At 52.7% G+C, this 14,370-nt stretch carries 12 protein-coding genes; 2 read left to right on the forward strand and 10 right to left on the reverse strand.

Annotation, left to right across the window (positions count from 1 at the left end; all coding sequences use genetic code 11):
• The first annotated feature begins 98 nt into the window (after positions 1–98).
• Positions 99–1,418 carry a polysaccharide lyase family 7 protein gene (locus tag MHH82_RS27380; RefSeq protein ID WP_340968765.1) on the forward strand — a complete coding sequence of 440 codons (1,320 nt, stop codon included), beginning with the start codon at positions 99–101 and terminating at the stop codon, positions 1,416–1,418.
• 98 nt (positions 1,419–1,516) lie between these two features.
• A complete protein-coding gene (locus MHH82_RS27385; protein WP_340968766.1) occupies positions 1,517–6,481 on the forward strand; it encodes a CBM96 family carbohydrate-binding protein in 4,965 nt (1,654 codons plus the stop codon).
• Positions 6,482–6,769: 288 nt separating this feature from the next.
• Here the strand turns inward: MHH82_RS27385 and MHH82_RS27390 are convergent, their stop codons facing one another.
• The 10 genes from MHH82_RS27390 to MHH82_RS27435 form a co-directional block, all read right to left on the reverse strand.
• On the reverse strand, positions 6,770–7,036 hold the full coding sequence (locus MHH82_RS27390) for a hypothetical protein (RefSeq protein ID WP_340968768.1): 267 nt from the start codon (positions 7,034–7,036) through the stop codon (positions 6,770–6,772).
• A 203-nt stretch (positions 7,037–7,239) separates the two neighbouring features.
• Entirely contained in the window at positions 7,240–8,025 is a 786-nt protein-coding gene (locus tag MHH82_RS27395) for a glycoside hydrolase family 73 protein (RefSeq protein WP_340968771.1), read from the reverse strand.
• A complete protein-coding gene (locus MHH82_RS27400; RefSeq protein WP_340968772.1) occupies positions 8,012–8,464 on the reverse strand; it encodes a phage holin family protein in 453 nt (150 codons plus the stop codon). The genes MHH82_RS27395 and MHH82_RS27400 overlap by 14 nt, the downstream gene beginning before the upstream one ends.
• A gap of 290 nt (positions 8,465–8,754) precedes the next feature.
• Positions 8,755–8,892 (reverse strand): XkdX family protein, encoded by a 138-nt coding sequence (locus MHH82_RS27405; RefSeq protein WP_340968775.1) that lies wholly within the window; start codon positions 8,890–8,892, stop codon positions 8,755–8,757.
• 19 nt (positions 8,893–8,911) lie between these two features.
• Positions 8,912–9,493, reverse strand: a complete 582-nt coding sequence (locus MHH82_RS27410) for a hypothetical protein (RefSeq protein ID WP_340968777.1) — start codon at positions 9,491–9,493, stop codon at positions 8,912–8,914.
• Between the two features lie 12 nt (positions 9,494–9,505).
• Positions 9,506–12,064 (reverse strand): hypothetical protein, encoded by a 2,559-nt coding sequence (locus MHH82_RS27415; protein ID WP_340968779.1) that lies wholly within the window; start codon positions 12,062–12,064, stop codon positions 9,506–9,508.
• A complete protein-coding gene (locus MHH82_RS27420; RefSeq protein ID WP_340968781.1) occupies positions 12,065–12,610 on the reverse strand; it encodes a YmfQ family protein in 546 nt (181 codons plus the stop codon).
• The gene (locus tag MHH82_RS27425; RefSeq protein WP_340968783.1) at positions 12,607–13,665 is read right to left on the reverse strand and encodes a baseplate J/gp47 family protein; all 1,059 of its coding nucleotides are present in this window, start codon (positions 13,663–13,665) and stop codon (positions 12,607–12,609) included. Before MHH82_RS27425 ends, MHH82_RS27420 begins: the two co-directional genes overlap by 4 nt.
• A complete protein-coding gene (locus MHH82_RS27430; RefSeq protein ID WP_340968784.1) occupies positions 13,658–14,071 on the reverse strand; it encodes a DUF2634 domain-containing protein in 414 nt (137 codons plus the stop codon). Before MHH82_RS27430 ends, MHH82_RS27425 begins: the two co-directional genes overlap by 8 nt.
• The gene (locus tag MHH82_RS27435) at positions 14,068–14,364 is read right to left on the reverse strand and encodes a DUF2577 domain-containing protein (protein ID WP_036665118.1); all 297 of its coding nucleotides are present in this window, start codon (positions 14,362–14,364) and stop codon (positions 14,068–14,070) included. The genes MHH82_RS27430 and MHH82_RS27435 overlap by 4 nt, the downstream gene beginning before the upstream one ends.
• Between the last annotated feature and the right edge of the window lie 6 nt (positions 14,365–14,370).

Raw genomic sequence — 14,370 nt, forward strand, 5'->3', positions numbered from 1 at the left:
GTTTTAGGTAAGCGCTGTCATACCAGTCTGAAGCGCACCGCAGAAAGGAGGGAAATGATATTTATTAACGATTACATCAACCTACGGGAGGGATCGCCGTGAAACGAAGGTTTGCTTTACCCAAAAGAATAACCTTCTGCCTGATCAGTGCAGCCATGCTGCTTGCTCCTTTGTTTGAAGGACAGAGCATGGCAGCTAATGAGAGCAAGTACCCGGCTTCCGCATCGGCCAGCAGCTACGACACCCGCTGTGCTTGCGATGCATCGAAAGCGGTGGACGGCAATCTTAGCACACGCTGGTCCGGTGAAGGCAACGGCACTTGGCTAAGACTGGATCTTGGGTCCGCCCAAACGGTTTCATTGGTCAAGATCGCGTTTTACAACGGAGATTCGCGCACATTCACTTTCGATGTCCAAACCTCAATCGATGGCTCCAACTGGCTTCAAGCACGGAACGCTGTCACTAGCGCTCAAAACAACCAGCTGCAATCCTTCTCCATCCCCGTCGCGGAAGCCCGGTATGTACGCATTGTGGGCTACGGCAACACCTCCAATGACTGGAACAGTTATACGGAGGTCGAAATTTGGGGAGACCCTACGGATGGAGGAGGCGGGGCCCTTGACCCGGCTAAACCCCCTTCGGACAATTTTGACCTAACCAAGTGGAAAATCACCCTGCCTGACGCGTCCGAGATTCCAGCTAGCGCACTCGCCGGCGGCTATGAGCATCCGGGCTGGTTCTATACCGATCCCGTCAGCGGCGGCATGGTATTCACATCCCCTAATATCGGCGAGACCACCACGAACAGCACCTACACCCGCTCCGAGCTTCGGGAAATGCTGAATCCGTCGACGAACAGCGCCTCCTCATGGGCCAATAATTGGGTAACCTCTACCTCCTCCCCATCCATAAAGTCGCAGGCCGGCGGCGTGGATGGAACGATGAAGGCTACCTTACGCGTGGATCGTGTATCCGTCAGCGGTAACGAAGCCGATAAAATCGGCCGCGTCGTGGTCGGGCAAATCCATGGCCCCAGCACCGAGCCGATACGGCTTTATTACCACAAGCGTCCTTCGGACAGCAGGGGTGCGGTTTATTTTGGGACCGATGATCTGGACAACAACAACACCTGGGTGAACATACTCGGCGGACCGAACCAGCTTAACCCTGTAAACGGCATTGCCCTCGGCCAGAAATGGAGCTATGAAATCAAGGTGACCGGACTGTTCATGACGGTAAAAGTAATCCCGGAGGGCGGATCGGCCACCACCGTGAACCATACCCTCCCAAGCGGTTACAACGATAAATATCTTTACTTCAAGGCAGGCGTCTATAACCAGAACAAATCCGATACCACCTCCGATCAATCCGACCATGTCAAAGCCACTTTCTTCTCACTAACGCACATGCATCCGTAGCTTCCACTTGTCCATCCGATGCCCGGACAGTCCAGCGCCTGCTTCCGGGCGTTCTTAAACACGCTTCAACTACCAATCGAAAAGCGAGGGATGAAACGTTGAAGAAGAAACTTTACCGGTTCTCATGCCTAGTCCTCTGCCTGCTGATAACCATGAGCGTCATGGCATCCCCAGGGCAGCTTCCTGTTATATCTGCACAATCTGTTGCAGAATTCGATCTTGCGGCAGAATCTGTTGCCTCAGCTTCCGATCTCCTACCGGAACCAGAAGGTCCGGATATTCTGTTCTTCTCCGATAACTTCGATTCGGAGCGATACGGCACCGCCGGAGGGGTCGTCGTTCCCCTGCCCTGGGTTCAAACCGGGGAAGGCGGAAGCAAAGCCAAGACCTCCGTATCCGGCAGCGCGCCGTCCACGCCGAACCTCATGAAAATCGACGTGACCGATTCCGTCTATCTGCCCGTCAATACGACGGGTTACGGCAACATCAAGCTGAGTTATTATACGAGAGCCTCCTCTTATGTCAGCGGAAGCATCGTGGCAGAGTGGTCCGGCGACGAAGGTTCAACCTGGAGCCTGTTGGAGGATTTCAAGCTGGCCCCGGGAACTCCTGAAGCGCCGCGCAGCGAATCCAACACGTTAAAAACCTGGACGCTGCCGCCGGAAGCGAACAGCAATCCGAACGTGCGAATCCAGTTCCGGGTAGGTGATCCGATGAACGCCAATATGTATATCGACAGCGTCTCGCTGTCTGGTCAGGCCATCCCGGGCATTCCGCCTGCGATCAATCCCGTGCCTGAACCCCCGCCGGCCGAAACCGGCCCATACCCTGCTCCGGAAGGCGTAACCCTCTATGAGGACGTTTTGATTGGCAAAGCCGGCGACCGGGACCTCTATACGTCCATCGCCGTTCCGAGCACTCCGCCGGCCGAGCCTATGCCGGTCATGATCTACATTCACGGGGGAGGCTGGAACAAGGGCGACCGCAAAAACGCCCTGGGCAGCATCTGCAACTATGTCCTTAAACGCGGGTATATCGGCGTTTCCTTAAGCTACCGTCTAACTCCCGAAGCGCCTTACCCGGCCCAAATTCAAGACGTGAAGCTGGCCATCCGTTATTTGCGCGCCCACGCCGAGCAATACCACATCGATCCGAGCCGAATCGGCGTCTGGGGCACTTCGGCGGGAGGGCATCTCGCTTCCCTGCTCGGAACGACGGGAGACCTGACTCTGGAGGACACGGTCACGCTGGATACCGGGGATACGGTGCATCTTCCCGATATCGAAGGCGCCGGTGGCTGGCCGGAATACTCCACCAAGGTGCAGGCCGTGGTGGACTGGTATGGACCTGCCGATTTCACGACCGATTTTGCCGACCGGTACAGTTCGGTCACGAAGCTGCTCGGCGGGCATAACGCCCTGTCCGTCCCGATTGAAGCACGGCTTGCCATGCCCGGAACGTACGCCACTCCCGATGATCCGCCGTTCTGGATTCGGCATGGAGACGCGGACGCCACCATCCCTTATACCGACAGCGTCACCTTCGCCAATCAATTGATGTCTGCCGGCGTTCCTGTGGTCGATTTCGAAATCGTTCCCGGCCAAGGCCACGGCTTTACCGGAGAAGCCAAAACAACCGCGGATGCGGAAGCTTGGGCCTTCATGGAGCAGCACGTAAAGAATCTGGAGGTCACGACGCCGATTCTCTACAAAGACGGCTACACGCCTCCTGATCCGACGGATCCGACCGATCCCACCGACCCGACTGATCCTTCAACGGGCATCCCCGTTGAGGTTGGCCGTTTGGAGCCCTCGGACGATGCGTTGATCGACAGCTCCAAACCGGACGCCAATATCAATTCCGCTACAGGCACAAGCGTCGGTCTGTTTAGCGTTTCATCCGGTACAACCAACAAAAGGTATGTCTATTTCAAATTCGATGCTTCCACTCTGAGCGATCCCGATTACCGCTACGAATTCCAGGTCGCCGCGAAAAAAGGCACCAGCAACACGGATCTTGAGCTCTCCCTCTACGGGATCGAGGATACAGCCTGGAGCGAAAGACAACTGACTTGGAACAATGCACCCGTGAACGTTCTCGATCCAAATGCTTATATTGGATCGTTTACCGTACAGGCCGAGAATGGCGGCCGGCCGGAGGTATACAGCGTCGATGTGACGGACTATGTCCGCAGTCACCTAACAGATGGCAGCGTATCGTTTCTCCTGGCGGATGCGGCCCATACCGGTGTCAGCGTCAATATCTATACCAAGGAAGCCAACGGCTCCAGCAATCCGAGACCTGCCATGGTCGTGAGCGAATGGGTGGATTCCAGTCAGGATACAACGCCGCCGTCCTGGCCGGACGGAAGCCGCCTGTCCATCGGCAGCATTGGCGAAGATTATGTGCATTTGTCATGGCCGACGGCGGAAGACAACAAGATCGTCGCGAAGTATAACGTTTATCAAAACGGCGTCAAAGTCATGGAGCTGGACTCCGACATCACCCGCCATGAAGCGGAAGAGCTATCTCCGCACACGGAGTACAGCTATAAGGTCGAGGCCGTGGATGCCGCCGGAAACGTCAGTCCGGTTCCGCTTACGCTGCAGGTTACGACGCTTAGCGCTCCCTTAGCGCCTTGGCCAGTGGTCTCGGTCACGGCAAGCGGCAGCGACGGCAACATCGAGGATAATACCCTGGACCAGAATCTGTACACCCGCTGGTCTGCCGCCGGCGACGGTCCGTGGATCATGTACGATCTCGGCGAGGCCCGGGACATCGGTTATCTGGGCATCGCCTTCTATAAAGGGGACACTCGCGCTACGGAGATCGATATCGAAACCTCCGATGACGGCGTGACCTGGTCTCCGCTCTTCAACGGTTCGAGCAGCGGAACCACCACCGCGATGCAGCCTTTTGACGTTACGGACACGAGTGCGCGTTACGTGAAGCTGACCGGGCGCGGAAATTCGGACGGCAGTGCCTATACGAGCCTAACGGAAGTTCATATCTATCCGCCTTTCGCTAACGGGGATACGCCCGTGGCGATCATTCCGGATTTTGTGCCGCAGCCGCCGGAGGGTACCGTTCCTTTTACCGCCCCAGGCATGAAGAATGCGGACGGCAGCGACCATCCGGTGCATCAGGCTTTTGCTGCTACCGGAAGGACGTTGAACGTGGTCGATTACGGGGCTGATCCTGCAGACAATGCAACGGACGATCGACCGGCGATACAACGAGCAATGGATGAAGCGCTCCCGGGCGACGAGGTGTTTTTCCCGAATGGGGTTTACAACTTAAACAGCACGCCCGATGGACTGACCAATCTGATGCTGAAATCCAAGGTCAATTTACGCGGGGAAAGCCAGAACGGCGCGATTCTAAAGACCTCGCTGAACAAGGTCCGCAACAGCACGATGCTGAGATCCGCCAAACAGCATGATCTGACCATCTCCAACCTGACGCTGACATCTGCCTGGGATGGCCAGTACACGACGGATCACAGAATCAACAACCCGGATGCCGGCGGCCCCGACATGATGATCATTGCCGCTAATTATGGCGAGGCGCCATCGTACAACATCACGATCGACGGCGTGACGATCGAGAAATTCAGCCGCATGGGCGTCCGCATCGAGAACAGCCATGACATCGTTGTCCGCAACACGACGTTCCGAAATGCCACGGACCTCGGTCCGGGCGGTGCCGGGTACGGGGTATCCATTCAGGGCGTGCCGAAGGTCGACCGCAACGGGTTTGCCAACGATACCAGGTGGAATCTGGTCGAGGACTCCTCCTTCGAGGGGCCTTACCTGCGACACGGCGCACTCATTCAATATGTGGCCCATAACAATGTGATCCGGCACAACGAATTCCGCCAGGTCCGGCTGGATGCGATTGATCTGCATGGGGAGCTGGAGTATTTTAACGAGATCCACGATAACCTGATCACCGACATGCCGTATGGCGGCGGCATCGGCATCGGGAATACCGGGGGGACCGCCCCGACCAATCACAGCAAATCCGGTCCGCAAAACTATATCCACGACAACACGATCCGCAATGCGCGGGAAGGCATCGTCGTATCGATGGGCTCGCCGGATACCATCATCGAGAACAACCGGATCGAGAATACCGTCGATATTCCTAACGCGGCAGGCATCCATATTTTGAACGGCCCGGGCACGATCATCAAAGGCAACACGATCCGCCAGAATACGGCCGAGCATTATTGGGGCATCCTGCTCGAGCATGACAACGGGGACACCAACGCGGGCGGCATCGGAGCCGGAGACCCGGAGAACGTGCAGATTCTGGACAATACCATCACCGGCAACAGCAACGGAATTCAGCTCCAGGCAGGCAAAAACATTAAGCTAAGCGGCAATACGCTGGACAATATCGGCGAGAACTTCACGGCGGCACCTGACGTCACGTATACCGATTTCACTGTGGGCCTGGAGTACAGCACGACGGCCCCAACGAATGGGGACGTTGTAGCAGCCTTGGTCTCGGATAGTCCGATTACCGTTACGAATAACGGCGGATCTCCAACTTACAGGTTTACGGAGAACGGTTCGTTTACCTTCGAATATGCGGATGAGGACGGCAACGAAGGCACCCTAACGGCAACCGTGTCGAACATCGATAAAATCGCCCCAGTGCTTAAGGTTACGCTCTCGCCTTCCGTATTGAAGGCGCCGAATCGCAAAATGGTCGATATTCGCGCCAGCCTCGAATCCAGCGATGAAGGCTCTGGCGTTGCGTCCATCGTGCTAACCTCCATTACCGTTGAGAGTGCAGGAGGCAAGGTGGATAGCCGGGATAGCCAGGAGATTTCCATTGAGAAAGATAAGGACGCGAGTAACAGCGAAAGCAAAGGCAAGGGAGGTGATCGAGGACCGGATGTTCAGGATGCCGAATTCGGTACCCATGACACTCATTTCCGGCTGCGAGCGGAGAAATCGGCACGCGGTCAAAGCCGAATCTACACGGTGACCTATACCATTACGGATCATGCGGGGAATCAAGCAGATGCTGTGGGGACGGTGAGGGTGAAGTGAGGTAAGGTGTAATACGTGAAAAACGTAATGGGGAGGCACGTTAATCTGCCTTTTACGTTGAGAAATTAGTTGGTTTCCCAGTTGGTTAAACATATTGACTGATAAATATTACATTATGGCAACCCGGAGTAGAAAAATCATCGAAAACTGCATCGCTGCTTTATTTTAGTCGCCGCTAGGCGACTTTTCTTTTTCAGGCTATTCATGCTTGGTTAAACATATTGACCGATAAATATTACATATAAGCGGTAATTTATAACGCGCCTACCGCCAATGCGCCAGCTCCTTCTACAACGGGGCAATAATCCAGCGAATATGCCGGGCGGGGATCGTATTCTGCACAAAAGTCAGAAGGCCCAGCGTGATGGAATCACCGAAGCGGTCCTTCTGACCGTCGGCGTAGACATAATTTCCGTTCACACCGCTAGTCAAGGGAATGGTACGGATATACAATGCCTTTGATTCCATGAAAGCATGAATATCCCCGTCGAATTCCTCCACACCTGGATAAGCTTTCTCCCCTTCTACATGCGTTAACAGATACTTTGCCATCATGATGGTTCTCCTTCTGGTTTATATAATCAGGGATTTTCCCTGTAAAACCCGTGCCAAATAAAAAGGCCGCCTATTGGCGACCAAGCGGTTTCTTATTTTGTTTTCCTTATACTTCAAGTTCAAGTTGTATCCAAAGTCATTCAAAAGAATAAACCCCTGCCATGTTAATTAGATGGAACCGTCTCCTACAGAAAACTCAGATTTCAATTGCTCTCTTTATTGATAATCCCCAGACGATAAAGCACGGTCATGATCCGGTAAAAATCGAAGCTGCCCTCAGGGTCATGAAGTACTCCTGCCTGTTTTGCAGCTTGTACCGCCGGTTCCGCCCAAGATGGAACCTTCGCAGGCTTATCCGTCTCCGCCGCCTTAAGCCTGGCATTCATCTGCTTGATGGCATTGCCCTGCTCGGTTAGCAGTTTCATTGCCGAGGCATATTGCTCGTTAAGCTGCCGAACCTGGTCCTGTGTTTTTTGCAGCTCGGCCGTTAATTGTTCGATTTTCATGCGTTCCTCCTCCTCCGGACTTGGCACATCATATTGATGGAGCGAATGCTGCTCCATAATGGAAATGAGCTTTTTGGGATAATTGGGGTCAGTGGCATAGCCACCTCTCCAAATCTCCGTTGCCGCCGTTTTATAATCCGCCCATAACACGCCATGGTAGCGCTGCGGCTTGTCACGCGTACCGTTCAGGATCAGCCGGGTATGATCGGCAACCGATTCATGCCAATGGTTGTATTTTCGAAATGAGGCTTGAGTCGTATAGGGCGTCTGTCCCCGGTATTCCGTTGTCTGCATGGTGACGCTGCCCGCCGGGCCGGTTCCTTTGATGCCGAACAGATTGTTCGCTTTTTGCGTCAGGCCGCTCGTTCCCCAGTTGGATTCCAGGATTGCCTGGGCAAGCGTAAGCGAAGCGGGTACCCCGTAATGACGCATGTCCTGAGCAGCTATGGGTGCCAGCTTGGCTATAAATTCAGAGGGCTTCATCCTTTTTCTCCTCCTTTCCTGCGGTTGGCTTTTCCCCTTCTTCGGATTTGATCTGGAATACCTGTACCACATTACGCAGGGACTGGGGGATCGGTACCCCCATTCTTCCTACGTTCTCAATAATAGACAGCAGCTCATTCGCGAGATAGAAGAAGATCACCGTATTCTGAAAATAATTCATCTCCCCCAGCACCCGGTCCACCAGATGCATCAGGGCGATGATGAGAAAAATGGTCATTTTGCGTGCAATTCCAGTATAACCCATACGGCTGCGCAGCTCGCCGTTCATCCAGGCCGCGCCCCACCCGGTCAACCAATCGATCACCACGAACCACAACAACAGATGCAGCGGCAGCGACCATCCGCCCCAGACGTACCCTGTCACGGCCCCCGTCCCCGCCACCAGCATCTTAAAAAACTGACCGATGTGCTCATACATAATTCTTCCTCCTTTGATAGGGTTTTGAAGGTGTGAAAAAGCCCTCGGGGGAACCGAGGGCTTGGATTGAAGTTATTCATAGTTGTTTTAACAGAAATACACAGATACACCTTTTAAGCAGTACATCACTTCGCATGCGGATCATGCTTCCGATCGCTGTTGCCCCCAGATTTTTTTGTACCTTTATAGATAGGGTTAAAATCCGTGGACAAAGGCGACCGCTCCGCTTCTCCAGCATGATTCCGCCTTCTCCGTTGAAGCCCTTCACGTTAGGCCTTTCAAAGCAGCGTTTAGTATGCCTCGCCAGTGATGACTTCATATTCATCCGAGCTGATTACGCCAAACGCAACATACTGTCTCAATTGAGATTTCTGCGCCCACTTCTTTTCATAGTAATACTTCAAGCGTTCAAAATCGTTCTCGAACATCGTCTCCCGCTCCTTTCGATCAGCTATTTTCAAGCGACAGCAGCCGCAATTCAAGTCCCACGATTTGAGCGCCCTGTGCCTCGTTCTGCTGACGCAGCTCCAAGGCCTCCAGTTCCCGCGTTACCATCTCGCTACCCAAGCGATCCATTTCATTAGGCTCCTCTGGTTGAGGTCTGGTTAGCTCCTCGATTTCCTCTGAGGTTAAGCCTTCTACCCAAAATATCGGCTGAGCCGGAGACTCCAGCACCGGTATGTCGCCGCGCTGCTCTTCAGGGAGTGCGTGCCACTTTGACAAGGCTTGTTGGAATGAATCTTGTGCTGCGCTTACGGCAGACTCGTATGCATTCCAGGCTGCGAGATCGAAGCGCGGGCGGAACAAGCCGGGAGTCACCGGGATTCCGATGATGTAACCGGTGATATTGGATTCATAATCGTTGGGTGCTTCGCCATCTGGTTGAGTTACGTTTTCTGTTGTCGTTAGCACATCTAATATTCCTTGTTCCATGTTGGAATAAAAAGGGACGACACCAGAAAAGGTATCGTCCACAAGCGTGTCCTCTAAATAGAGGCCGTCTATATTTACTTTGGGTACTGCTTTCATGTGGTGCCTCCTTTATTGTTCAGCTACGAATGAAATCCCGTCCAAGCTAACCCACGAATCAGCATTCCAAGAAGCAGCGTAGTTGAAATAGACACCGCCTCCTGGAAAGATATCTAAACGAGCAGTGCTACCCGTACTTGCTTGCTGTGCGAAAACTATAGTAGCTACAGGTTTATAGCCCTCAGCCAGTTTAAACATCTCTGTATTTATAGCTCCGGTTTTAACAAGCCCTGTCAAATGCACAATTCCAGATGAATCCTTATAATACCGAACATGATGATAGCCGCTTAGATATTCTACCCACCCATTCAAAAGTGTCGGTTTAATTTGAACGACAGGCACATTCTTTTCCACCTTCTTATTCATCAGCACCGATACAGCGTTCGAATTCTGCTGCACGGCGTCGGTCAACTCTTGAAGCATGGCCTTTTCGTTGATAGCGTACGATCCACTGAATGGGGCTATTGGCGACTTGTCCAGCATCAGGTACGTGACGGAGTAGGCTGCGGACGGATCAAAGTTGGCGGCAAGTGTATATAGCCCTTCATTTCCGTATGCGAGATTAGTAAATTTACTCCACGGATCATCAGCATTATTTTTGTAAAAACGTATAATTCTTTCTGTTTTATTATCTAACAATGACAAAGGATAATTTGTGTTGTTCACGTTGTAATGCGGGCCATTCAGAACAGGAGTCGCTTTCTCCCGTAACACAATTCCCGTTCCAACCCCGATCTGATTATCACCCTCATTAAACGTAAGCATGCCTTCGGAAACGATAGGTTCGATAGATTCTTTAGCTAGACGGTACAAAAGTTGGTACGGCGTCCAATTAGGAGCTTGAGTTGTTGGAAGTTTATCTGTCCACCCTAACCACGATCTAGTCACACCGTCCGCCCGATAAGCCCACGCTTTTACCCCTGTTCCGTTGTAATAGTTATTAATCGGATTATCAGGCGTTGCGTTACTCCCTGATCCGTCGTACATCGTCCAGCCCATAAAATACGCCTTAATCTCGTCGGTTGTCGGCGTATAGTTGTCGCCCCAGCCGCTGTCTGTATTGGCTATTGAAATATAACAACGCTTTGCGTTTCCTGAATCAATTGCACTAATGTCTGGGCTACTGGTAATCTGATTCGATTGGAGTTTTTTGCCGTCATATTTTATGACTGTTTCAGAATACGGTCCAGATGTGTTACTGGGTAAATCAAAGAAAGTCTGTTTCCATCCGATTCCCCTTCCACCAATACCAACGTAGTTAAATTTGTCGGTTAAAGTAGCTTTCCCCCACTTCGCCAACCTGAAATACTGTCCGTCTTTTTCGAACACTTCGTCAGCATTCGCACCTGATACTGGATCGGCGTATAAGTCCGTTTGCAATGCGAGCATGGAGTCTTCTTGTGGCTTAAACCGTTTAGATTCGGTGCCTATCGTAAGCATAGGATTTTTAAAGGTATAGGTCCCTGCACCTTTTGGGCCGGAAGACATTAAGATATGCAAATATGCCGCGTTATTTGCAGTTACGATTGAGACACGTTGAGCATCCAGAAATCCGCCATTATTGTTAATGAGGACTTTATCTTTGTCCATATCCTGCAAAGCTATAACACCGTCATTTTCCACCGTAAATGTATACTCAGTGTTCGGCACACACGGAATCCAGTATTGAAATCCAACATTAACACCAGAAGCGTTAACTATACCTTCATAAGGGGATTCAACATACGGGGAACCAGCCAGAGGACCTGCAAAAGACGCTTCATAAAACGGCGGCAGAAGATTCTCCCCGTATCGGATCGCATACGGATTTCGTACAGGTTGGACGCTATCAACATATGGATATTTTGCAGCAACTTGTTCAGGTGTTATTCCTTCTAGTGCGGCGTATTCGGCAGCGGATATTTCAAAAAGTCTCAATTCGTCTGCGTAGGCATACTGTCCTTCTCTACCATCTACCCATAACCCTACTGATAGCTCGTAATCGCTATCGGGATTGAATTTCACGTAAGAAACTGAGAACTTGCTGCTGTCACTTACTACAGTTCCGATTTGGCCCCCGACTACAACTCTACCGTGGGAAGCTGTTCCATTTTTAACATTAGCAAGTCCGAGATAATATCTGCCCGCGAATAATTTCGTCAGCTTAGCAAGGCCCCCCGATCCACTGGTTTGCCCACTTGATATGGTTACCTTGAGCCCCTTTGATCCTCTTGTAAAGCTAGAGGTGTCTAAAGTAGCTGAAGCTTTGTATGAGGTAAGAGCAGCCCCTTCACAATCCCCATCCCGCCCCAACAAATTCACCAACGTCCGCCCCTTAATCCCACTCAGCTTAAAAGGCGCGCTCCGCTCCGCATTCACGATCTGAAGCCCCGGCTGCAGCACGACTTCCCTGCGCTCTTCCGTGTCCAGACGCTTTTCCAGTGCATTGATGGACTCGTTCGTTTCACCGGCGAACTGATCTACGGCATCCGCGTTCTGATCAATATACTTCTCCAGATCGAAATACGTCGTGGACGGCGAGGTTCGATCGATTTTGTTCAACCCGATATTCGGCGTAACCGGATTCGTCATTTAAGCTCCTCCTCCCAACAATCTGTCTTGTGTCGTTGCTGATATTTCCTCAAACGTCATGCCCTCTACCTCGGCAATGGTGAGGTAACGCAAAGCGTAATCAACCGCCATATGGGCGGGTTTGATCTCCTCAATGGCCGATTTCAAGTCACTTAAATTGGGCGGAATGCCCAGCGTATCTCGAAAATGAATCGTCACTTTATACTCCGCGGGCTGGACGGATACCTCGATGCTGCCCCGCTCATAAGCTTGCGCCACATTTTTGAGCATACTGGCAGACACCTTCCCGCTCCCACGCATCTTAGAGATAATCACCGACCGCCGCTGTTCAATCGGCTTGGATAAGTTGACCGGGATGTTCAGGTCCTGCTCATACCTGGATAGCGCCCAGGTGGCGGTTTCGGGATAATACTGGTTCAACTGATCCTCCAGTTCTTGCGCCAGCTTGTCCAACTCAGCCCCTTCGGCTCCGGCAATGGCTTTCATTTCTCGAACATCGTGATAAAAGGACGGCAAGTAACCCAGCCAGGCTTCGGCTTTACTCATCGGACCGTCACCGTCCCCAGGACAGCTACCGCCTCCGGTTCGATCGGAATGCTGTCCATTCCCCCGTTCACGGTCAACACCTCGTAGTCGATGACAGCCGGAATATCCAAAATCACGTTGGCGATCCGGTTATACCGGACCAACGGGTCGGACATCGCGAGGTCTTTCAGATACTGGCGCACGCCCTGCTCAATCGCTTCCTGCACACCATCCAAGCCGGCCCCATCGAGCAGCGTAACCTGCACTTCGATATGGACTGGCACTTCAGCAGCTCCCACAACGGTGACCACCGAACCGACGGGAGCCGCCCCTTCTCCCATCCCATCCATGGTCGGATCGATATGCTGCTGCACTGATTCCACTACGGAAGCGGTAGGCGAACGCATCTCGTTATCCAGCAGCACCACCTTGACGGTGCCGGGTCCATCCCATAACGGAAAAGCCTTGGCCTTCCCGACCCCTGCTTTCTCCCTCGCCCATAACTCATACTGATTCCGGTTCGCGCTGGTCACGGGCCGGGAGATTTTTTCGCGGTATCGGTCATATAACGCTTCATCCGATTCGGTGTCTTCGCCAGGTACCCAGAGCTCCACCAGCTCGGCCTTTACCAAGCCTTCTACATATTCCAGCGGAAGCAGCGAACCGAATCGGCGGTTGCCTTCCTTCCCGCTTGTCTCGCATTCCAGCACATACTGCCCCGCACCCAGCCGGGTCATGACTTTGTAATTCAGCGGGTCCAATGAAAAACGGCTCCCTATAGGCACATCCACCGGGGCGCCGTTACTGCCCGAAAATTGCCCCAGCAGCTGTGCTTTTGTAGCCTTCTTTCGGGTCAGTCCCGACCAGGCAATGCTCCGATCCAAAAATTCGCCCGATGCCGTAGCGGCAAATTTCAGGTTCATGGAATACTCCAATTCCACGTACATCTGGGCAAGCTCAGCCGCAGAAGGCGCCAACGCATCGTAGATGATGCTGCCCTCTCTTTTGTCCATACCCTCCGGGATGCGATCCAGCATCCGCTCCAGAATGGCTTCATACGTCTGTTCCTCAACCATCCTCCCTCACCTCCTTGGTCATACTGTAAGTGCCATACACGCTTCGGACCGTAAACTCTGCCATGGCCAACTCGCCAGTAAACGTAATATTCATGTCATCCACCGACAACACGCGATCATCCTGCAGCAGCGCTTCCTTGATATGCCGCTCGATTTCAGCATAGGCCCACAGCGGGTCGCTGCCAATGACGGAGTCCAGCTCCTGCCCATAGTTGCTGCTGTAGATCAGATGCTCAAATCGGCGAGTCTGAAGGATTTTGACGACAGCCTGTTTAACGGCCTCAAGCCCGTCAATGTGACCGGATATCGTCCCTTCCTCCAGATTCAAATCATATGTCAAACTAGGCTGCTCCAAGGTTTCCACGATCTCGCTACCCGGCTGCAGCGTTCCTCCTTGCGGGATCATGACGGCTTCACCAACCGATCCAGCACGAGATACGTTTGCCCGCCCTGGTAACGTATGAGCAGCACCGTGTCTCCCGTTTCCAGCCCTTTTCGAATCACATATTCCGCGCCGCCAATGTTCAGCTTGTACTCGGTCATCGACTCTCCGATAACTAAAAAATCCTCCGTCAGGCTGAACCGCTGATCCACGTTCACCTCCAGAGGATGGATTGATGCGACTGTGCCGTACAGCACCGCCATCGGGTTTGTGCTACCCACGGCGCTGAGACTGGCTTTTTTGATAATATCCAGCATTACTGC

It is taken from the genome of Bacillus sp. FSL K6-6540, from assembly GCF_038007545.1.

Bases quoted from the DNA above. Each gene is read 5' to 3' on its own strand.
- MHH82_RS27400 (WP_340968772.1), bottom strand. From the start codon at position 8,464: ATGTATGAGCACATCGGTCAGTTTTTTAAGATGCTGGTGGCGGGGACG.
- MHH82_RS27420 (WP_340968781.1), bottom strand. From the start codon at position 12,610: ATGAGTAAAGCCGAAGCCTGGCTGGGTTACTTGCCGTCCTTTTATCAC.
- MHH82_RS27425 (WP_340968783.1), bottom strand. From the start codon at position 13,665: ATGGTTGAGGAACAGACGTATGAAGCCATTCTGGAGCGGATGCTGGAT.
- MHH82_RS27390 (WP_340968768.1), bottom strand. From the start codon at position 7,036: ATGATGGCAAAGTATCTGTTAACGCATGTAGAAGGGGAGAAAGCTTAT.
- MHH82_RS27430 (WP_340968784.1), bottom strand. From the start codon at position 14,071: ATGATCCCGCAAGGAGGAACGCTGCAGCCGGGTAGCGAGATCGTGGAA.
- MHH82_RS27405 (WP_340968775.1), bottom strand. From the start codon at position 8,892: ATGTTCGAGAACGATTTTGAACGCTTGAAGTATTACTATGAAAAGAAG.
- MHH82_RS27435 (WP_036665118.1), bottom strand. From the start codon at position 14,364: ATGCTGGATATTATCAAAAAAGCCAGTCTCAGCGCCGTGGGTAGCACA.
- MHH82_RS27415 (WP_340968779.1), bottom strand. From the start codon at position 12,064: ATGACGAATCCGGTTACGCCGAATATCGGGTTGAACAAAATCGATCGA.
- MHH82_RS27395 (WP_340968771.1), bottom strand. From the start codon at position 8,025: ATGAAGCCCTCTGAATTTATAGCCAAGCTGGCACCCATAGCTGCTCAG.
- MHH82_RS27410 (WP_340968777.1), bottom strand. From the start codon at position 9,493: ATGAAAGCAGTACCCAAAGTAAATATAGACGGCCTCTATTTAGAGGAC.